The sequence below is a fragment of the [Limnothrix rosea] IAM M-220 genome (assembly GCF_001904615.1).
Lineage (GTDB): Bacteria > Cyanobacteriota > Cyanobacteriia > Cyanobacteriales > MRBY01 > MRBY01.
In genome coordinates this window covers 81,964-102,450 of sequence record NZ_MRBY01000005.1, presented here as the reverse complement: position 1 = coordinate 102,450, position 20,487 = coordinate 81,964, and the positions used below count along the sequence as shown (strand labels likewise).

At 44.6% G+C, this 20,487-nt stretch carries 23 protein-coding genes; 10 read left to right on the top strand and 13 right to left on the bottom strand.

Translation table 11 applies throughout. The features are described from left to right. Both NIES208_RS03720 and NIES208_RS03715 read left to right on the top strand, forming a co-directional pair. Positions 1–153 (top strand): DUF2256 domain-containing protein, encoded by a 153-nt coding sequence (locus NIES208_RS03720; RefSeq protein WP_075889855.1) that lies wholly within the window; start codon positions 1–3, stop codon positions 151–153. A gap of 113 nt (positions 154–266) precedes the next feature. After that, entirely contained in the window at positions 267–1,253 is a 987-nt protein-coding gene (locus NIES208_RS03715) for a GntR family transcriptional regulator (RefSeq protein ID WP_075889853.1), read from the top strand. A 184-nt stretch (positions 1,254–1,437) separates the two neighbouring features. On the opposite strand, the gene NIES208_RS03710 is transcribed toward NIES208_RS03715, so the two are convergent. Continuing rightward, positions 1,438–2,490 (bottom strand): fatty acid desaturase, encoded by a 1,053-nt coding sequence (locus tag NIES208_RS03710; RefSeq protein ID WP_075889851.1) that lies wholly within the window; start codon positions 2,488–2,490, stop codon positions 1,438–1,440. Positions 2,491–2,688: 198 nt separating this feature from the next. Between NIES208_RS03710 and NIES208_RS03705 the strand changes: the two genes are divergently transcribed. Together NIES208_RS03705 and NIES208_RS03700 are read left to right on the top strand one after the other, a co-directional pair. Continuing rightward, complete coding sequence (locus tag NIES208_RS03705; RefSeq protein WP_075889849.1) at positions 2,689–3,156, top strand: Tic20 family protein; 468 nt, start codon at positions 2,689–2,691, stop codon at positions 3,154–3,156. 183 nt (positions 3,157–3,339) lie between these two features. Then, positions 3,340–3,942, top strand: coding sequence for a COP23 domain-containing protein (locus tag NIES208_RS03700; protein WP_075889847.1), 603 nt, complete (start codon positions 3,340–3,342; stop codon positions 3,940–3,942). On the opposite strand, the gene NIES208_RS03695 is transcribed toward NIES208_RS03700, so the two are convergent. From NIES208_RS03695 to NIES208_RS03685, 3 genes are all read right to left on the bottom strand, one after another. Then, positions 3,905–5,041 (bottom strand): ATP-dependent 6-phosphofructokinase, encoded by a 1,137-nt coding sequence (locus tag NIES208_RS03695; RefSeq protein WP_075889845.1) that lies wholly within the window; start codon positions 5,039–5,041, stop codon positions 3,905–3,907. The two genes, NIES208_RS03700 and NIES208_RS03695, sit on opposite strands and share 38 nt — an antisense overlap. A gap of 155 nt (positions 5,042–5,196) precedes the next feature. Beyond that, positions 5,197–5,955, bottom strand: a complete 759-nt coding sequence (locus NIES208_RS03690) for a hypothetical protein (protein WP_084176522.1) — start codon at positions 5,953–5,955, stop codon at positions 5,197–5,199. Further along, a complete protein-coding gene (locus tag NIES208_RS03685; RefSeq protein WP_075889843.1) occupies positions 5,894–6,445 on the bottom strand; it encodes an Npun_F5560 family protein in 552 nt (183 codons plus the stop codon). Before NIES208_RS03685 ends, NIES208_RS03690 begins: the two co-directional genes overlap by 62 nt. A gap of 269 nt (positions 6,446–6,714) precedes the next feature. Here NIES208_RS03685 and NIES208_RS03680 point away from each other — a divergent pair, with 269 nt between their 5' ends. After that, complete coding sequence (locus NIES208_RS03680; RefSeq protein WP_075889841.1) at positions 6,715–8,145, top strand: phosphoglucomutase/phosphomannomutase family protein; 1,431 nt, start codon at positions 6,715–6,717, stop codon at positions 8,143–8,145. Positions 8,146–8,456: 311 nt separating this feature from the next. On the opposite strand, the gene NIES208_RS18470 is transcribed toward NIES208_RS03680, so the two are convergent. Next, a complete protein-coding gene (locus tag NIES208_RS18470) occupies positions 8,457–8,678 on the bottom strand; it encodes a hypothetical protein (protein ID WP_139324976.1) in 222 nt (73 codons plus the stop codon). An 879-nt stretch (positions 8,679–9,557) separates the two neighbouring features. On the opposite strand from NIES208_RS18470, the gene NIES208_RS03670 reads away from it, so the two are divergent. Beyond that, a complete protein-coding gene (locus NIES208_RS03670) occupies positions 9,558–9,926 on the top strand; it encodes a response regulator transcription factor (protein WP_075889837.1) in 369 nt (122 codons plus the stop codon). A 58-nt stretch (positions 9,927–9,984) separates the two neighbouring features. Continuing rightward, positions 9,985–10,206 (top strand): hypothetical protein, encoded by a 222-nt coding sequence (locus NIES208_RS03665; protein WP_075889835.1) that lies wholly within the window; start codon positions 9,985–9,987, stop codon positions 10,204–10,206. Between the two features lie 603 nt (positions 10,207–10,809). Here NIES208_RS03665 and NIES208_RS03655 read toward each other — a convergent pair. Next, entirely contained in the window at positions 10,810–11,070 is a 261-nt protein-coding gene (locus NIES208_RS03655; RefSeq protein ID WP_075889831.1) for a glutaredoxin family protein, read from the bottom strand. 254 nt (positions 11,071–11,324) lie between these two features. On the opposite strand from NIES208_RS03655, the gene NIES208_RS18840 reads away from it, so the two are divergent. Continuing rightward, positions 11,325–11,498 (top strand): hypothetical protein, encoded by a 174-nt coding sequence (locus NIES208_RS18840; protein ID WP_171971708.1) that lies wholly within the window; start codon positions 11,325–11,327, stop codon positions 11,496–11,498. Between the two features lie 187 nt (positions 11,499–11,685). On the opposite strand, the gene NIES208_RS03645 is transcribed toward NIES208_RS18840, so the two are convergent. After that, positions 11,686–12,234, bottom strand: a complete 549-nt coding sequence (locus tag NIES208_RS03645; protein ID WP_075889827.1) for a hypothetical protein — start codon at positions 12,232–12,234, stop codon at positions 11,686–11,688. Positions 12,235–12,322: 88 nt separating this feature from the next. On the opposite strand from NIES208_RS03645, the gene NIES208_RS03640 reads away from it, so the two are divergent. Then, positions 12,323–14,407 carry a S8 family serine peptidase gene (locus NIES208_RS03640; protein ID WP_075889825.1) on the top strand — a complete coding sequence of 695 codons (2,085 nt, stop codon included), beginning with the start codon at positions 12,323–12,325 and terminating at the stop codon, positions 14,405–14,407. Positions 14,408–14,409: 2 nt separating this feature from the next. Here the strand turns inward: NIES208_RS03640 and NIES208_RS03635 are convergent, their stop codons facing one another. The 5 genes from NIES208_RS03635 to ureG all read right to left on the bottom strand — a co-directional run bounded on the left by NIES208_RS03635 (position 14,410) and on the right by ureG (position 17,464). Beyond that, positions 14,410–14,823 (bottom strand): hypothetical protein, encoded by a 414-nt coding sequence (locus NIES208_RS03635; protein ID WP_075889823.1) that lies wholly within the window; start codon positions 14,821–14,823, stop codon positions 14,410–14,412. A gap of 86 nt (positions 14,824–14,909) precedes the next feature. Beyond that, on the bottom strand, positions 14,910–16,058 hold the full coding sequence (gene alr, locus NIES208_RS03630; protein ID WP_075889821.1) for an alanine racemase: 1,149 nt from the start codon (positions 16,056–16,058) through the stop codon (positions 14,910–14,912). A 47-nt stretch (positions 16,059–16,105) separates the two neighbouring features. Continuing rightward, positions 16,106–16,522 carry a type II toxin-antitoxin system VapC family toxin gene (locus NIES208_RS03625; RefSeq protein ID WP_075889819.1) on the bottom strand — a complete coding sequence of 139 codons (417 nt, stop codon included), beginning with the start codon at positions 16,520–16,522 and terminating at the stop codon, positions 16,106–16,108. Then, entirely contained in the window at positions 16,509–16,793 is a 285-nt protein-coding gene (locus NIES208_RS03620) for a hypothetical protein (protein WP_216349350.1), read from the bottom strand. Before NIES208_RS03620 ends, NIES208_RS03625 begins: the two co-directional genes overlap by 14 nt. A 74-nt stretch (positions 16,794–16,867) precedes the next feature. Further along, positions 16,868–17,464, bottom strand: coding sequence for an urease accessory protein UreG (gene ureG / locus NIES208_RS03615; protein WP_075889817.1), 597 nt, complete (start codon positions 17,462–17,464; stop codon positions 16,868–16,870). A 201-nt stretch (positions 17,465–17,665) separates the two neighbouring features. Here ureG and NIES208_RS03610 point away from each other — a divergent pair, with 201 nt between their 5' ends. Further along, positions 17,666–18,943: a dihydroorotase gene (locus NIES208_RS03610; protein ID WP_075889815.1), complete on the top strand. Its 1,278-nt coding sequence runs from the start codon at positions 17,666–17,668 to the stop codon at positions 18,941–18,943. A gap of 117 nt (positions 18,944–19,060) precedes the next feature. Here the strand turns inward: NIES208_RS03610 and ahcY are convergent, their stop codons facing one another. After that, entirely contained in the window at positions 19,061–20,437 is a 1,377-nt protein-coding gene (gene ahcY / locus NIES208_RS03605; protein WP_075889813.1) for an adenosylhomocysteinase, read from the bottom strand. Positions 20,438–20,487 lie beyond the last annotated feature (50 nt).

Here is a 20,487-nt window from a genome sequence, read left to right as displayed (position 1 = left end):
ATGGGTCGCCAACGTAAAAAAGCCGATCTCCCGACCAAAACCTGTGCTGTGTGCGGTCTCCCTTTCACATGGCGCAAAAAATGGGAAAAATGTTGGGATGATGTCAAATATTGCTCAGAACGTTGTCGTCGCCGTCGTCACTCAACATCTTAGGTATTGATTTGAGCCTTAGTTTGCCTCGTCTGTGATCTGAGTAATATCTGTCAGGCAATCCGTAGGGGATAATGGCATTGTGATTTTTTTGAGTGCAGGGTCAGCGACAAATAATGTTGCAATTTAATATTCAAAGCGATAGTGATCTTCCCGCTTCGCGACAACTACTAGATCAAATTCAGTTTGCGATCGCCTCACGCCAATTCCCAGCAGGACAACGCTTACCCAGTTTACGACAGTTGGAAATGGTCACCGGATTGCACCGCAATACCATTAGCAAGGTGTATCACCAACTTGAAGAACTAGGCCTGGTGGAATCCATTGCAGGATCAGGTATCTACATTAAAGAAAATCGTTCTACAGATGTCCATGCGGGAAAATCGCCGCTCCTCGCCAAATATCCCAAAGCATCTAATCTCATTGGCAACACCATCGACCAATTGCTGGATCAAGGTTGCACCCTTTCCCAGGCTCGGGAACTGTTTATGGCAGAAATTGACTGGCGCTTACGCTGTGGTGCACAGATCGTGGTGACAGTGCCGTTGCAGGATATTGGTGCGGGAGAATTAATGGCTCAGGAGTTAGAACAAACGATCGCCCTACCTGTGCAACTTGTGCCGCTAGAAGAGTTGGATGCCACCCTTGCCCAAACCCATTCAGGTACAGTTCTCACGACCCACTATTTTGCAAAAGAGGCAGAAGAAATCGCCAAACCCAAAGGGATTCGAGTCATTCCAGTCGATCTCTATGATTACACTGAAGAGCTGAAATTAATTAAAGAGCTACCGCCAGAACACAGTTTAGGAATTGTGAGTTTAAGCCCCGGTATTCTGCGGGTCGCGGAAATTATTATTTTTAGTTTGCGTGGCAATGATGTCTATGTTTTTACTGCCCAGGCCGGCGATCGCCGTCGTCTAAATGCTTTAGTGCGTTCTAGCCAAACCATTATTTGCGATCCAGCCAGCACTCCCCTTTTAGAACAGGCGATTCAAGCAGCGCGGGAAGATTTGATTCGCAAACCCAACGTTTTGCCTTGTAAAAATTACATTAGCGAGCAATCGATGGAGTTATTGCAGCGTGAGTTAGATATTGTTGCTTGACAAATTTTGGCGAGAATTTATTGATCACGATCCACACCACAACATATTTGATCACAAAAAAATCCCTAGTATTCAACAATACAAGGGATTGATTAGCTCTTAAATTTGAATATTAATTGTACGCGTTTCTCAACTCCGATTAATTCACATCAAAATTCATAGTGAAACGGCGCATGGTAAATCGCTATTTAGAAGGTTTGTAATAAACTTCTGCACCTGTATCTGGAACGTAGTGACAGGCTTTTTGAGATTTAAAGAAGCTTTTCAAAATTGGCTCATGGCTAACGCGATAGTAGTCGCCAAGGAGAGGTTTCACCGCTTCCGTTGCATCCTTCAGATGGTAGTGGGGAATAGTGTGGAAAATATGGTGAACAACATGGGTACCAATATTATGGTGAATGTTATTAAAAATGCCATAGTCACGGTCAATGGTCGATAACGCACCTTTGAGGTAATACCAGTTGTCGCCACGGTACCAAGGAATATCATCTTCGGTGTGGTGAAGATAAGTAACAAGGTCAAGCCACACAACAAAAATTGCGTAGGGGACAAAGTAAAACTTGAAGAAGGCGATCGCCCCAAATTGGAGTGTAAACCATCCTAAAAATGCGACCATTGCCAAGAGCGAAGCAGTGCTGACTAGAATGTCATTCTTTTCACTGGGCTTGAACAAAGGGCTACTAGGCACAAAATGAGAACCACCAGCACGGCTAGGAGAACGCTTAAAAAGATAGACCGGATAAGCAATTAAAGGCGCGTAGAAGCGAACTAGCTTCTCCGGAAAGCTCATTTCGTCGTACTTTGACTCATTAATGGGATACCAACTTTCGTCTGTGTCGATATTACCTGTATTGGAGTGGTGTGTCCGGTGGGAAATGCGCCAACCATGGAACGGCACTAAAATCGGAGCGTGGCTCAAGTGACCAATGATGTTGTTGAGTAACTTGGATTTTGAAAAGGAGCCATGACCACAATCATGCCCAACCACAAATAATGCCCAGAACATCGTGCCCTGAGCAAACCAAAAAATAGGATAAAACAACCAAGAATCTATATATGCGGCGATCGCATAAAGTCCGGCGATAATGCCAATGTCGAGGAAAAAATAGGCAAGGGAGCGAAACGCTGAAGGCTGAAAACAATATTCTGGAATCGCAGCTTTAACATCCTTAAGTGTGAATGGCAGATCCTGTCTAGCAGATTCTCCGCTTCCTTCTGGACGAACTGATGTTTGCATTAGATAGATAATAAAGGTTAACAAATTTTAATAATTCTACTCCTTTTTGTTTATGCCATGGGGCATATTCACCGAATTTATCTATTTTTTTACGCTTTATATCTGGTCAGAATTCTAAAAATGATCGCCATGCGAGATTAATGACCCCATAGGTAAAATAGAGTAATAACCATCTCAATACAAACGATAAATAATCTTATGTCCACGACCACTGAACCAACGGATCGTTTATTTGGGGCACTGCCTTATCTTTTGCCCATTGTTTATGCTTTGCCTCTGGGACTTCCTTTTCTATCGAAGTTTCCGCTCCTCGGCATTATTTATATTCCGTTGCAGCCATTGCTTGCTATCTACTCTTTTCCCTTTGCTGGACTGATTATTTTCTTTATTCTCTATAGTGCTGTCGTCCGTAATACGAATATTAGCCACTTTATTCGCTTCAATACGCTCCAGGCAATTTTGATTGATATTGGCTTAGTGCTTTTAGGCATTTTGATTCGGTTGTTCGGTGTTGGTGGTGGCGGTATTCTCATTGAAACTCTTTCTAATGTGGCATTCCTTGGAACTTTGGTTGCTTGTTTTTATGCAATGACCCAGTCTGTCCTCGGTAAATATGCAGAGCTACCGACTATTTCCCAAGCGGCTTATTCTCAATTGCCTTACTAGAAATTAGGTTGATAGCCCATTGCGAAATAGTCAAAAACTCAATTCGATCGCAACCAGCGCCAAGATTTGGAGGCTGGTTTTTTAGTTTTCAATAATTTTGAGCTCTATGGAGTTTAGGGCGATCGCCACCAGTTTTTTTATCTTGAACTAAACTGTTTTTTGCTACACTCTCATTTTTTTCACATGACTAAACCCGCTACCTTAGAACCCTATCGATTACTCTTGTTTGGTGTAGCGGCGATCGCCCTTACTACGACCATTTTAATTTGGGGAAGCAGCCAAAAAATGGGTCGAAATGTTCTCAAACCCCGCCAATTTATTTGTGAGAAAAAACTTGAACCGAAGAGTGGGGAAGTATTGTGGACAGTTTTATTTCAGCAAAATAACAGTCAGCCATGGTTGCGTCTTGTCACAGGCGTAGAGGGCGACACGACCCCAGACCGACGCTGTCAAACTGTGGCAAATATCCTAGATGCCCATTTTTCTGCGGGATTGGCAACGTTGCGCTACCGCCAAAATCCGGCAACGCCCAATCGCTATGCTGTTTGCGTTCAAACGGCTAAACAAACATCTGACAACTGTTCTAATTTATTGATTTTGAAGCCAAATATTGAGCCGCAAAGGTTTTTTGAGCAGTTTACGATTGACCTACAGCCATTCAGTGCCGCTCCCTCGCTTGAAGATCATGGGGCGATCGCCGCTCCTATCGCAGAGGAACAATCACCCCAAGGTTTAAAGCAAATAGACCTTAGGCCATTCCTTGGAGCTGACGTTCCAACCGATTAACCTTCCCTGACAATGGGCGATCGCCGAGACAAATCCCAAGGCCGCGCGCTGTTTTGACCAATGTCCCCTCTGGATTAACCGTACGATAGGTCTTAATCGCCTCAGAAATAGGCACACTAGAAACCTGACCCTGCTCCCAAGTCACCATCCGATCAAACTTTTCTTCCGCAATTAAGTTCACCGCCGCCACACCAAAAGCCGAAGCGAGCAACCGATCCAAAGGTGAAGCTGTACCGCCCCGCTGAATATGGCCTAATACAGTAACACGTGTTTCAGAACCTGTTTTTGCCGCCACTTTATCGGCTAAATATTGACCAATACCGCCAAGACGACATTCCCCAAATTGCAATTCTTTTTGTAATGTTTGCCCACTTTCCGTACAAACCGCTTCAGAAACAACTACGAGTGTGTAATTATTACCGGAATTTTGGCGATCGCAGATAAAATCACAAACCATTTTAAGATCATAATCAATCTCTGGAATAAGCACGACATGAGCACCACCAGCAATACCCGCATTAATCGCAATATGCCCAGCATCCCGACCCATCACCTCCACAATCATCACCCGCTCATGACTAGCAGCCGTGAAATGTAGACGATCAAGAGCTTCCGTCGCAATATTGACCGCTGACTCAAAGCCAATAGACTTTTCTGTAACGCTAACGTCATTGTCAATAGTTTTGGGAATCCCAACAAAATTAATATTGCCCTGCTTTGCCAGCTTGTGGAGAATTGCCAAACTGCCATCACCACCAATACCAATGAGGGCATCTAAACCAAGACTATGGTAATTATCAATAATTTCTTGGGAACGATCACATCTCGTACCATCTTCCATGGGAAAAGAAAAAGGATTACCCTTATTCGTCGTGCCGAGCATCGTTCCCCCCATGGTCAGCCAATTATCCACTTGCGATGTCGTGAGCTTCATGACATCTGGCGGCTGATTTAACAAACCGCGTGTGGCCCGGCAAATACCGATCACTTCCCAACCGTAAACACTTTCAGCACAGTGAGTCACAGCTCGAATTGCTGCATTCAAACCAGAACAATCCCCACCACTTGTGAGAATACCTATTTTTTTTGATGAGGTCATAGCGTATCTTTATCTCGACTGACAAATATAAACCGAACATTACGTGGCTTCATTTTCAGGGACAACAGAGGATAAGCGCCTTAAATTGAGACGTTTTGTTGGATTTTTTGACAGTTATTCACCCTAACGTTCCAAGAGTCAGAATTTTCTGATATTTACGATGAAACGAGCCCACTAGCATTGACGATATCTGTCACTGGCTGGTGAATTAAACAACGCCAATGGCAAGCAAATAAATCAGTCTGTTGCGGTACTAAGCTGGCGATCGCCGGCGCTGCAGGGAATGGCCACAAACGATCAAAAAGAATTTCTTTATTAGACGAATACCCGAATTGCATCAAATACACACCGGGTGATGCCGCAATGGATTCCAATAGCTGGAATCCCAACTGAGATAATGCTTTTTGCTCTTCTTTTCCCAAATTTGTCGGCTGATGATAGGAATTTGGCATAACCCCTTCACCAATCACGGCACCACATAAAGACCCTTGAGGATTATAAATAATCGGCAGCCAATGATCGCCTAGGAAGCTATGGCCACCCGTCTTGTGGGTTGTATTTTCGAGAACCCATGCACGACGAGCGTCAATATCCCGACAAGCTTGAAACAATTGATGCTGATCAAAGGGTAAACGTTCCGGTAAATCAATCGTCAGCGGACAAACTAAGATGCCGTCCTCCTGAGGAAAATTGTGGTAGCGCACCATGGCAGGTGTCACAATATTTATTTCTATCTCAGGAAAATCCGCGAGAATCGCTTTTTCAAAAGCCCTAATCATTCGCTCCGTTACAGGGGAGGCGGAGATTAATTTACCGGAATGTTTTAGGTCAGCATTGACGAGAATAACAACCTTAGACAGTTCCGAAGGTTGGAATGTGGCTGCCGCCTTTGGGGTTAAATGTGGGTAGTTCAATCTCAGACAGGCTATGACGACGATTTTTCACTGCTAAGCGATAACTGACGCTTTGTAACTCTGCATGGAGCTGACGATTCTCGTTTTGCAGCTTCTCTACTCTATCGCGAACGGTAGCCATTCTTTCAGCAAATTTCTGGCGGTAAATCTGTGGCAATTCTTGAACCACTTGCTCTAACATCCGGCTACGATCGCTCAACTCTTGGACAGATTGACGCAGTTGGTAGATCTCTTGATCCTTTTGGGTGAGCTGCTCTTGGTAAAAGGAAACCTGCTGTTCTACTTCTTGGAGCTGTTCACGCAGGAGGCGTAATTCTGCCTGGTGGCGCTCCGAAAATTCAGGCTGGGGTGTAAATTCGTCGTTGCCCTTTACTAAACGAAAAAGCTCTTGGGAGAGTTGTTGCACCAACTGATCTCGCAGTTGCAGTTCTTGCTGGAGCTGCTCGGTACTCTGGGTTGGGGTTTCTTGAAAGTTATCTGTTGTTGCCACGGTGCTTTACGACTCCTCGATGATGGAGGTTACTGCTAAATAGTGTTAATTCTAAAGTAAGTTTAGACAAAATCGCGCCGCCTAATGGTTACATATGACAGCTTTCGCCTATTACTTTTTACTGTATTGGGTCAGTATAAACTCAATAATATCTAATACATTGGGAAAATGAGCCTTCTAGAGTCAATTTTGTAAAAAAAAGCGCCAAAGAAGTTTCCCGCATCCGGATAAGATAATGGTGATTTTTTAATAATCTCAATTTTTAATCCATGAGTATCGCAAGCAATCCTCCGATTAAGTTTGGCACTGACGGTTGGCGTGGCATTATCGCCGATGATTTTACTTTCGCGAATGTTTGTAAGGTCACTCGGGCGATCGCCAGCTATCTAGAGACGGCCTACGCTAAAGATCGTCCCGTCTTAATTGCCTATGACACCCGTTTTTTTGCGGATGAGTTTGCCCAAACTGCAGCAGAAGTACTCGCGGATCTTGGCTGGACAGTGAAAGTCGTGGAACGCGATTGTCCAACGCCTGTCATTGCTTACAATGCAAAGTTTTTAAACTCGGCTGGGGCTTTGATGTTTACGGCCAGCCATAACCCTGCCCCCTACTGTGGCATCAAATATATTCCGGACTATGCGGGGCCTGCGACTCCTGAAATTACGGATACCATTGTGGCAAATATCGCCAGTTCTGCCGATGACATGCCTTCTGGCAAAAATAGCGATAAGATTAGCCGCTTTGATCCGAAGCCTGAATATTTGAAGTTTATTTATACCTTGTTAGACGTAGAACGTATTCGTTCTGCTGGTCTCAAGGTTAAGTACGATGCTCTCTATTCCACTTCCCGGGGTTACCTTGATGAAGTGCTGGCCCACTGTGGTTGTGAGACTGAGTCTTTTAACACTACCCGTGATGTATTGTTTGGTGGTGGGATGCCTGAGCCTAAGGGTTCTCAACTGGTTGGCTTGATTGATGAGGTTAAGGCTGATGGTGCGGATATCGGTATGGCGACCGATGGTGACAGTGATCGCTTTGGTATTGTGGATGAGCTGGGCAATGTTTTAACGCCTAATACTGTCCTTTTACTCCTTGCCCGTCACCTCTATAAAAATAAGGGTCAAAAGGGTGCAATTGTGCGTACTGTTGCGACAACTCACCTTCTTGATAATGTGGCGGCGCAGTATGGCATTGATATTTATGAAACTGCGGTGGGTTTTAAATACATCGGTCAAAAGATGCGTGAAACTGATGTCCTCATCGGTGGTGAAGAGTCTGGTGGTCTGAGTGTATTGGGTCACATTCCTGAGAAAGATGGCATTCTGGCTGACATGCTTGTGGCTGAGGCGATCGCCTACGAAGGGAAACCCTTGTCCCAACTCGTTGCGGAAGCAATTTCGGAAGCAGACGGCCCTCTATTTAATAAGCGTTTAGATCTCCACCTCGAAGAAGATCATAAAAAAGCGGCCCTTGATTTCTATAAATCCACTCCGCCCGCCACTGTTGCAGGTTTAGCCGTCAAAGAAGTTGGTCTTAAGGATGGCGTTAAGCTTTACCTCGAAAATGGTAGCTGGGTGCTCCTGCGTCCTTCTGGCACTGAGCCTTTGATGCGTGTGTACATGGAAACGGATTCGGCGGCTCTCGAAGCTAAGGTTGCTGCTGAAATGGAAGCGGCGATCGCCAAACTAGATCCCACCTGAGTTCGGTTTAAGCATGGTCTGGAATGATGACGCGGCGAAAGGGAGAGCGAGGGATGGGGCGATTTTTCATTCAAACAATTCTAATGCGGGTGTCCGTTGATGTCCCGTATCTCCCCCTCTCCGTGTCTCCCTATCCCAATGTCCCCATGTCTTCAAGGTATTCAGATAACTCCTTAACCCAAACTGACGTTAGATCCCGCAAAATAAAACACCCTTCGTCCAAAATCAAACTTCATGAGCTAAGTCCTTCAGGGCTAGGCTCTTTTTTTGCTTATTTGAACACTTAGATTTGAATCACTTAGACTAAACCATCAGCGAATGCGATCCACCGTAACAATGCCATGTTGTGTCACTTGAATCTGCAACGAGTATCCCTGCAACAACCCCATACCAACCACCGGGTCGCCCACAACCACACTGACCGGAATCAAACGGCGTTCATTATCCCAAAGTACCGTTACTTGATAGAAATTTTCATGACTAGACTGAGACGAATCCTGAGAAAACAGCGACAGATCTAGCCTGTGAATCATCGATTGCGGCAATCCCAGAAAGCCGCCAAATGTCGTGTTTATGATTGCATCTATACCATGTCGCTTTTGTTGGTCTGTCTCAATGACCAGCCGTAGCATCGCTTCATAACTAACATTGACAAGACCGTGCATCATTGGCGACTACTCTGTAGGACAGAAAAAAGAAACAACCACATAAAGGAATATCCCAAGTTCAAAAATAACGCTATCGATACATCCTTGTGAGTAGATTACAAATTTCGCAAACATGCAGCTGTCTATCCATTTATTTTAATTGACAGTTACAAATTCTCTGGTGTGACCTCAGACCCCATATTTTCATTGACAAAAGAGCAAAATGCAACGAAGACACAGCTTTTCAGCGCTACATGGCTACCTTGCCAGCTCCCTTTAAGCTTAATTCTTTGCCTATCTAACGTCAGTTATGGATAAGAATGTAGCCAAAATTCTTTAGAGAAAAGGAGACACGGAGAGGGAAAGACACGGGGAAGCCACGAAAATTTGCATTTTTTGAAAGCTAGTANGGATTGTTTGCATAGAAACATCTCCCGATCTCTCGCTCTCCCATTCACCGCGTCATACTTCCGAGCATGCTTAAGCAAAACTCACGTTATCTACCAAAAAACAGGCTCATTCTCTAACCCAGAGTGATCTTTGTCACAGTATTTTGCTGACTTTATCACCTGAGAGGGTCGTTACATTCTGTTACATTTAAGAGAGCGCAACTATCATCAATATCAAGTTCGCAATGTTAAATCTTGCTTTGGTACTAGCGCTCCATCACTGAGTTGATTTCGATAGGTGATCATATCAAGCCTTTAGAAAGCACGGATTGTGGTTAATTTTTTATTCCAACTCATTTTTCGGAGACAGTAAACTATGCCGACGCTTTTAATTATTGAAGACAACCCGGTTGATACCCATATTTTACGAACACATCTTGAAGAATATGGCTTTGACATCATTAATGTGACCACTGCTGAAGCTGGCCAAGCGTTAATTGAGCAGCAAAATGTCGCCATTGACGGCATTGTTTTAGATGTTGTTTTACCGGGAAAAAGTGGCTATGGTTTTTGTCGTGAACTGAAGAAAAGCGAAGCTACCGCTGATATTCCGGTTATTCTTTGCTCCAGTAAATCTGAGCGTATGGATAAAAAATGGGGTTTAAAGCAAGGTGCGAATGCCTACATCACTAAGCCTGTTCAAGCTGAAGAAATTGTGAGGGCGGTCAAACAGTTTGTGGCCTAGAGGTGAGCGGCGATCGCCGATTTTGCTAGCTACCAGCACATTTTACTTGGAGATTTTTATGGATACTCAACAAAATTTTTCTTCCCAAGCCCAAGGTCGTGAAGAAGCAGATCTGTTGGCATTGTTATTTTTCTTTCTCGGTGCGCCCCACATTTATGGTTTTCTCAGAGGGCGATCGCGCCGCAAAGCCCAGCAGCACCACTCAAATCCGATTGGTTTAACCATTGCTAGTATCTTAGGAACTGGCCTCATCAGCACATTTGCATTCAGTGTCTTTTAGTTATTTATTTTCAATTGATGTAGCTTGCATTTCCTCTTCACTTCAATACATTGAATGCCAGCCAAAGGACGTAAACCCTGAGATTCCATAAAAAATATGAACTTCATAACGCACTAAGCTTGCACTAAAAATGCAAGAAACAAAATAACCAAAGCATCTTTTTCTAATTATATTTTTATAGAAAATAAAATAAAACTTTAGAAAAAACTCACTTCCGCTAAATTACTGATGTCAGCATAAAAAAAGAGACAATACACTTGTAAATACCGAACATAGTAAAAATTTGTACAAAAGTTAACTCTGTTTCTATTTAAATATGGCAGACTGTCAACTTGAAAAATGCAAATGAACTCGGAACAATGCCTGAATATTTTAATGAGTTGCTTCAACAAATTTACAGCACCCACTATATCAGTCCGCATCAAGCCCAGGAGTTGAGGCAAATATTTCTCGACACCTCCCTAGGGGATGATGTCCACATTTCGCGGCTTCGCCTTGAAAATGACATTGCACGCGGTCTAATTACCAAGCTAGATCCATCTAGTTTGATTTAATTTTCATAACCCATTGTTGAGATTTAGATGATGGATCGAACCCTCATTTTTACTCTAGGTACATACTCAATTTCTGAGCAATTTTTTCGGAAGATGCACGGGGAGAAAATCTTGGTAATGTCATCTCTGACCCATTTTTTTCGATAGTGAGAACAGGAATTTCATATTGATATTTTTCAAACCATTCGACATTTTTTGTAATGTCACGCACTTCTATTTGCAATGAAAGGTTTTTAATCCGAGTTAATTTTTCCTGTAAGCCTTCACAGAGATGGCAACCCGGTTTGCTATAAAAAATCAAGTGATGCATAGAGAGTGATGTTGGTATTTTTCTTGAAAAATATGTTTTGTTAGACAAGTATCGCAAACATAGAGAAGTGCAATCATTAATCAAGAAACATTGCGAAAGACATACTTCTAACAAGTTGCTTTTCAGTGTTTGCCTAAAATAAGAGTTATCAATGGTGCGGCTGCTTTCTACCTCATTGATACTAGCTATTCTGAGATTAGAATAAATGGTTTCCAATTGTTTATGTATATGAAATCCACGTAGGGAGTATGGAAATGAATGAACTTTTACAAAAAATACAGCGAGTTTTAGATTCGGGGCAGATGTCTTCAGAAGAAGAGCAACAAATTGACCGGCTGTTGTGGCGCACTCCCATGACGAAGCAGTCGCTGTCTGCTCTTAAGGATTTAGAGTATGCCCTAGTGAGAGGGGAGCTTTCTTTTAAATAGTTTTTGACAAGTACTTTTTAGTTTCACGGGTTAGAAGTATTTGAAAGAATAAGAGATTTTATTTGGTAGTATTTTCAAACATCAACTGGGGGAAGGATGATCAGATCTTTCCCTTTTGTTGTTTGTGGTAGATGCTCTCTTTTGGCGGCAGTAGATTTAGTTGGTTTGTCTTGTTATTTAGGTGAAGTTAGAACTGCGGTTGCTCGAATTCGTTGCTAACAAATCCTAGCTCGTAGAGCTGTTTGTATGATTTTGAGCCGAGATCACTGGCGGGGCTCTGGGAGCGAATCACCTGAATCAATAGTGGTACGGAAAGCTCTGGTTTACCTTGGACGCGATGAACAAGGGCAAGGCGATAGGTTGCGGTGTCGCGCATATCTCCTGCTTCGATGGCAGCGCGACGTTCTGCATCGTAGACGCTGTTGTCAATTCCTTGGAAGCTATTGGCGATGTCGATATGGAAATTGGATAGTTGGTTAAAGATTTGGCGGGCTTCTTGTAGTCGCTCGACGGCGATTTCGTAGTCTTTGTCTGAGATGGCGGCGATCGCCTCATCCATGAGCGAAGAACCACCAGCCATGCTCAAAATACTGTCACCAGTTTGGAGGGGACGCAGTTCACTTAAGTTTTGTTGGGTCGGTTCAGACTGAGCCAAAATCGGTGGCATAATTGCCAAAGAACACCCCATTGCCAAACTAACGAGTGGGATCAAACGAAGGATGTTGGTTGCTTTCATAATTCTCGTCAAGCGATGATTTGATAGGGTAACGGTTGAATGTACATCTCGATCCCACGCAGGGATGGTCAAGGAGAGGGTTTAGGCTATGGCAGCACCAGAGGTAACGCCACAACAAGGTCTTATTTTACAACGGGGACAGGCAGAACTTTTATTGCACAAATTAGATGATCGTCTGACCGTTGCGTTTCGAGATCAAGATGTTGACCTACTCGAAATTGTTCCGGGTCTAATGTATCGTCCGTTGTCTCTTGTCGGCAAAGATTTTTTGATGCAGGAGGTGATTGTGCCGCCGGAGGATTTGGAAACGGTTTTGGCGGCGGCGCGACAGAGTGATGAGATTTTATTTGCCAGTCATGTCTACCAGCTTGCTTATTCGATTGATAGTTTTGTTTACCTCACAAATCAGATTACGATTCAGTTTGCTCAAAATTTATCTTCCCATGAGCATCGAGGTTTCGGCGATCGCCATAATTTAAAACTAATTCGTCCGGTATTGGGTTTAGAAAATACATTTATCTACGAGCTTACGAAGGAGACAACGGCAAATCCGATTAAATTAGCGAATCAATTACGGGCTTTATCGGGAATTAATGTGGCGGAAGCGAATGTTATTTTGCCTCAAGAATCCCTTAGCATCGAACTGCCAACAGATACTTTATTTTCGGAACAATGGTATCTCCACGAGCCAAATCCTGATCAGCCAGAGCAACCCCAAGGTATTGATGCGGTTGGGGCTTGGGAATATACGAAGGGCGATCGCTCCATTGTGGTGGCTGTGATGGACGATGCCGTTGACTTAAACCATCCCGATTTTCAGGGACAAGGAAAAATTGTTGCGCCCTACGATTTTGGTGATAACGATTTTTTGCCGACCCCAGAACATGATCAAGAGAGTCATGGGACGGCCTGCGCAGGTCTCGCCGTAGCTGAAGAAACAGGGACGGGGATTGTGGGTGTTGCCCCTGATTGCGCTTTAATGCCTCTCAAAACGACAGGTTACCTTGACGATGATTCCATTGAGTCGCTCTTTCTCTGGGCGGTAGATAAGGGAGCAGATGTGATTTCCTGTAGCTGGAACGCGGCGGCGGTTCATTTTCCGTTATCTCTTCGGCAAAATGCGGCAATTCATTATGCAGCAACGGTTGGACGAGACGGTAAAGGCTGTGTGGTCGTCTTTGCGGCGGGTAATGCTAATCGCCCCCTAGACGGCACAATTTATGAGCGGGGCTGGCATAACAAAATGCTTTATGGCCCCACTGCTTGGCTCAATGGTTACGCCACTCATCCCGATGCGATCGCCGTCAGTGCTTGTACTAGCCAAAATCAAAAAGCCGTTTATAGCAATTGGGGATCTGAAATTTCTGTTTGCGCGCCGAGTAATAATGCGCCGCCTGCGATGTGGTTTGCGGAACATGGCTATTTACCTACGGCTCCAGAAGTGCAGGAAAATCTTGCTGGCAATGGCATTCTAAGCACAGACACAATGGGTGAGCTGGGCTATAGTGCAGGCCACTTTACCCGTGACTTTGGGGGGACATCTAGTGCTTGTCCATTGGTGGCGGGGGCGGCTGCTCTGGTGTTATCCGTCAATCCCATGTTGTCGGCAACTGAGGTGAAAGAAATTCTGGAACATACGGCCGACAAAATTGTCGATAAATCCCGCGATCGCCAACTAGGTTTACAGCTAGGAACCTACGATGCCTTAGGGCATTCCCGCTGGTTTGGCTATGGCAAGATTAATGCCCGTCGTGCGGTAGAAGCGGCGGCAAATCGCTTTGTCGATGTAGAAGAACCCGAATTTGTTTTGGAACAAACAAACGATCTTGAGCTAGAAATTCCTGACGGCACAGAGGAAGGGATTACCAGCCTTGTGGCCTTTGTCGAACAGGGGCGCATTCGAGATATTTCCGTCACGGTTGAAATTGAACATGAATATCTCGGCGATGTGGAAGTTCATCTCCGTTCCCCGAATGGCAATGTTTTCTTATTGCAAAACCGCAGCCTCGGCAGCCGCGATTATCTCTATAAAACTTACACACCAGTTAATACTCCCAGCCTGAAACAGTTGATGAATCTCGACATCACAGGGGAATGGACATTGTGGGTGCTTGATCTCAGCCCTAGCGATACAGGCAGTCTCAAAAAGTGGTCTTTGCAATTGAAATATTAGGCTTATTCGATCACAGGTGTGCCGTTTAAATCAATCATGCGTTCGCCATCGCACAAACCGAGGCTCAATTTCCAGCGAGAAGGCAAATCTGGATCGATAAATTCGACTTTTACAGTGCCCCAGTGGTAAGTGGGTTGACCATCCACGCCCTCGCGAAAGGTATCGCATTTTTTAGAAGAAGTTGCCTGCACCCAGTAGCCGTAATACGTGCCACGGTCTTCGTATTCGCCAGCCAAGCCATCGAGAAAGACTGTGCCGAAACCATCGCCATATTCCCAAATCGCTGTGCTACCGCGATCGCCTACATAAACGGCGTTAAATTCTTCTGTTCGCCAAACTTCTTCCGCTTTAATCTCTTGAGCTAAACCAAAACTTGCGGCGATCGCCAACAAACCGAATCCCAAACTTTTTTTCACGTTTTTATCTTCTGAAATCTTATCGGCTCATCATATCAAGCGGCTTTGATGGATCTGGTTGGTCGCATTACAGTCGTCACAGAACATTACAGATGAATGCGGGGTAAACGAGGTTTAAAACCACACAGAATCTCGTAGGAAATTGTCCCCAACTGATTTGCCCACTGGTCTACGGTTAGGCGATCGCCCCCTTCCTTCCCAATGAGCGTGACAATATCTCCCGCCTGCACATTTTCGATGTGGGAAACATCGAGCATAATTTGATCCATCGTGACCGAGCCAAGTTGCGGAGCCAGTTGACCATTCACGAAAACTTTCAAATTATTCGATAAACAGCGCGGAATCCCGTCGGCGTAACCAATGCCCACCACCGCAATTTTAGTTTTTTGGGAAGTAACAAAACGATGTCCATAACTCACGCCTGTGTCTGGCGGCAAAGTTTTAACCTGAGTAATTCGCGCTTTCACTTGCATGACAGGTTTTAGAGCAACAACATTTTCCATGTGAGGAGCAGGATAACAGCCATAAATCGCAATCCCGGGTCGCACCATGTCGTAATGAAACTCTTGTCCCAGCATTGTCCCCGCCGAGTTACAAAGATGTAGTTTTGGTAGAGGAATTCCCAACTTCCCAATTTCAGTAAGCGTTGTTTTAAAGCGCTCATGTTGCAGATGAGTCATGGTCAAATCCACTTCATCGGCCGTCGCAAAGTGGGAATAAATACTGGCGATTTCTAAATTTTCGGAAGTGTGGACAGCCTCGACAAATTCAACAGCTCCTTCCCAGCGGGTTCCTAGCCGTGACATTCCGGTATCAATCTCAAGGTGAACAGGAAGCGTTTTCCCCAGCTTCTTCATTGTTTCTTGAAATAATTTTTGCTGCTCCAAAGTACAAAGGGTTGGCTGCAAATCCCAGTGGGCGATCGCCTCAAGTTCTGCTGCGGTATTTGTCGCTCCCAAAACTAAAATCGGTGCAGTAATCCCCGCTTCCCGAATTTCAATTCCTTCTCCAAGGGTGGCGATCGCCAACCAAGTTGCACCATTTTCTAAAACAGTTTTTGTAACTTCGATGACCCCGTGACCATAGGCATTAGCTTTTACCACTGCTAATAATTCTGTTGTTGGAGCCAGTAAACTTTTTAACGCTCGAATATTGTGAGCAAGAGCTTTATGATCAATTTCGACCCATGCCCGTTGCTGTGCTACGGAATCGGAAAATTTTTGTCTCTCTAACATCGGCGATCGCCCTCCAAGAACACTGAAATTCTAATTAGTGAAGCTTTCTAGGTTATCAGTAGATTTTGAAAGGGTTCAGTATTTTTCCAGCGATAAGTATAAAAGTCTCTTTGATCAACTGAAAAGATACGCCCATGACCTAGATGTTCTGCTAAAATAACCAGCGAAGCATCTGCCAAATCCATTGGTAAATCAGCATATTTTTTCATTAACTCTGCAATTCTTGGGACATGGCTTGCATTGAGGTCAAATATAGTGAATAAGTCTTGATTAATCTGCTCAACAAACTTTATTTGAGTCTGAATATTTTTTCGAGTAAGCAATAAGTAACAGGTTTCTGTAATCACACTCCACGTTGTGATCAAAGGTTCATTATAAGTACGCAAAGATTCAAGAGCTTGATTGTGGTAAGAGTCTCTACGGTCAAGCAATGCTACCCAAAACCCAGTATCAGCGATGATCATATTTATTTGCCCAACCTTCAGCCAACACTTTCTTATACGTTGTAGATAAATCTTCGTCTACGTCAACACAACCAATTAAGCCACTATCAACAAACTCTTGATAAACATTTCGTGTTTGTGATTTATCTGCTGTTTGAGAAAGCTCAGTTTCTGATTTATCTTTTAGCAAATTAACGAGATTAATAATTACTTGTTGAGCATCAGGAGAAAGAGAGGCAATATCCTGTTGCAGTTGTTTTAGATTTATCAGAGTAGGCGTAGGATTAGACATAACTCAAGTTAACATTGCTAACAACTGAATATATCGAAATAATTTAAAGAGAATATCGGGCAATAGAGAGAGTTTTACACAATATGTTTTTCGACAAAGCTAATGATATCGTCAAGTCCTTTCTGGGTTTTTAAATTACTAAAAAGAAATGGTTTACTGCCGCGCATTTTCTTTGCATCTCGATCCATGACATCTAGATCTGCGCCGACTGCCGGAGCCAAATCGATTTTATTAATCACCAGCAAATCTGACTTTGTGATGCCTGGCCCTCCTTTGCGAGGAATTTTGTCCCCTGCTGCCACATCGATCACGTAAATCGTTAGATCCACTAACTCCGGGCTAAAGGTTGCTGCGAGATTATCGCCGCCACTTTCCACAAATAAAATTTTAAGGGGATTGAATTGTTCTTCTAGTTGGGCGATCGCCGACAAATTTAGCGAGGCATCTTCCCGAATCGCGGTGTGGGGACAACCGCCCGTTTCCACGCCCATAATTCTTTCAGCAGGTAACGCCCCCGAACGCGTTAAAAATTGGGCATCTTCTTTGGTGTAAATGTCATTGGTGACCACCGCAATTTGATATTTATCCCGCAAAGCCTTACAAAGCGCATCTAAAAGAGCCGTTTTTCCCGACCCGACAGGTCCCGCAATTCCCACACGTAATGCACTCATAATTTCTCATAGCTCCTGAAACTTCTTTCGTTCATCATAAATTTGGGATTCAGAATTGCAACCCTTTTGTAAAAAAGCTTGCGGTTCAAGGAGAGACTGCTGCCAAAAAATGCTGAATCATTGCTGAATTTCAAAAAACGCCAGTAGCTCTTAGGTTAGCCAGTAAAATGATGGGCGGATTTGTGCACGAGGAAACAGGTTGTGAGTCAGGCTTTAGAGAATGTTCTATTACGTCAAGTGCGGGTGCTCGACCCCGTGGCAACGTTAGATCAGCCCCAAGATGTGTTGTTTCAAGGGGGCAAACTTCGGGCGATCGCCCCACAACTTTCGGACATCCCAGAAGGGGTTGAAGAAATGGAAGCGGAAGATTTAATTTTGGCTCCCGGTCTCGTAGATCTCTATAGCCATTGCAGTGAACCGGGTTATGAATCCCGCGAAACTTTGGCGCAATTGGCACAAGGGGCGATCGCCGGCGGATTTACGCAGGTGGGGATTTTGCCCGATACCAACCCAGCCCTCGACAATATTGGTCAGCTCAACAGTTTTCAGCAGCTCGTTGATAACTTGCCCGACCCAAAACCCAATTTTCACCCTTGGGCTGCCATCACAAAAAAACTTGCAGGGGAAAGCTTAACGGAATTAGGCGAATTGACTCTAGGGAATACCTGCGGTTTCAGCGACGGTCACGCCATCGATAATTGGAATTTATTGCGGCGAACTCTCGAATATTTACGACCCCTTAATCAACCCATTGCCCTCTTCCCAAAAAATCTTGCGCTACAAAATGGCGGCACTGCCCGCTACGGTAAAGCGAGTGTGGCCTATGGTTTGATTGAAGAATTAGTTTCCGTCGAAACCACGGCGATCGCCGCCATTTGTGAGCTTGTTGCCGAACTAAAAACCCCGGTTCATTTGATGCGTATTTCCACTGCGCGGGGTGTAGAACTCATTGCCGACGCAAAAAAACGCGGTTTGCCCATCACTGCTAGCGTCTCGTGGATGCATTTACTCTGGAACACCAAAGCCCTCAGCACCTACGATCCCAACCTAAAGTTTGACCCACCCCTCGGTAATCCCAGCGATCAAGAAGTCCTAATCGAAGCCGTTAAAACTGGGATTATTGAGGCGATCGCCATCGATCACCAACCCTATCTCTACGAAGAAAAAACCGTCAGTTTTGCCGAAGCCCCTTCCGGAGTCATTGGTTTAGAACTCGCCCTACCAATCCTCTGGCAAAATTTTGTCGTCTCCGAAGATTGGTCGCCTCTCCAACTCTGGCAAGCCCTCAGCACCAACCCCCAGAAATGTTTAGGAAAAGAAGTGAAGGCGATCGCCCCCGAACACCCGCAACCATTAATCCTGTTCGATCCAAGTAAAACTTGGCAGGTCAATCACAAAAATCTGCATTGCCCCCAAACAAATACCCCATGGTGGAATCGCTCCCTATCCGGCAAAGTTACTCAATCCTTCCTTACTTAAATAAAAACGGCTTCGCAAAGCATGACCTCCACAAAACCGCTCCAATTATTGATTCAAAAAATCGATGTAGGGTCGTTTCGCAAAACGCCTCGACCCTAAAAAACAAGACCTAAAAAATTAGTACTTATAGCTATCAGTCTTGAAAGGCCCCTCTACAGATACATGGATGTAGTCCGCTTGGGCAGGAGTGAGCTGCGTAACCACACCACCAAAACCTTCAACCATATAGCGCGCCACTTCCTCATCAAGATGCTTAGGCAGAACTTCAACAGTAATGGCGCGATCTTCAGGATTTTGCTCCGCAAACTTACGCTCAAACAAGAACATTTGAGCCAAAACTTGGTTTGCAAAAGAACCATCCATGATGCGAGAAGGGTGGCCAGTAGCGTTACCGAGATTCACCAAACGGCCTTCAGACAATAGCAGTAAAAAGTCTTGGGGATCATCACTACGGTAGACCTTATGGACTTGGGGCTTAACCTCTTCCCACTGCCAGTGCTCACGCATATAAGCAGTGTCAATCTCATTGTCAAAGTGACCAATGTTGCAAACCACAGCACTAGGCTTAAGGGCTTTCAACATATTGGCATCACAAACATTGAAGTTACCAGTGGCAGTGACCAACAAATCAGTTTTCGCCAAAAGGTCTTTATCAACACTCTCAGCGCCGTTATTAACGCCATTAATGAAGGGAGAAACCACTTCAAAGCCATCCATGCAAGCCTGCATTGCGCAGATAGGATCAACTTCAGCAACCTTAACGATCATCCCTTCTTGGCGGAGGGAAGCGGCGGAACCTTTACCCACGTCACCGTAGCCGATTACAAGAGCTTTTTTCCCTGCCATAAGGTGGTCAGTACCTCGCTTGATCGCATCGTTAAGGCTATGGCGACAACCGTACTTGTTGTCATTTTTTGTCTTAGTTACTGCGTCATTGACGTTAATGGCGGGAATTTTGAGCTCACCCTTTTCGAGCATTTCATAGAGACGGTGCACACCGGTGGTGGTTTCTTCCGTCACACCATGGATCTTGGTGAGCATTTCGGGATAGGTTTCGTGGATGTAGCCTGTGAGGTCTCCGCCATCATCTAAAATCATGTTGGCATCCCATAGTTCGCCGGACGCGGTACGACAGGTTTGCTCGATGCACCACATATATTCTTCTTCGGTTTCACCTTTCCAGGCAAAGACGGGTACGCCAGATTCGGCGATCGCCGCAGCGGCATGGTCTTGGGTAGAGAAAATATTACAAGAAGACCACCGGACTTCTGCGCCCAGTTCAATGAGAGTTTCAATTAGCACAGCAGTCTGAATGGTCATATGAATACAACCAATAATCTTTGCACCAGCCAAAGGCTTACTATTACTGTACTTCTTACGAATAGTCATCAGAGCTGGCATTTCACCTTCGGCGATCGCAATCTCCTTGCGTCCCCAACTCGCGAGGCTAATATCAGCGACCTTATAGTCACGGGTGAGTGTTGATGTGCTCATAAATCTACTATCCAGTTAATGTCCAAAAGAGGGTTGATCAAATAAAAGTT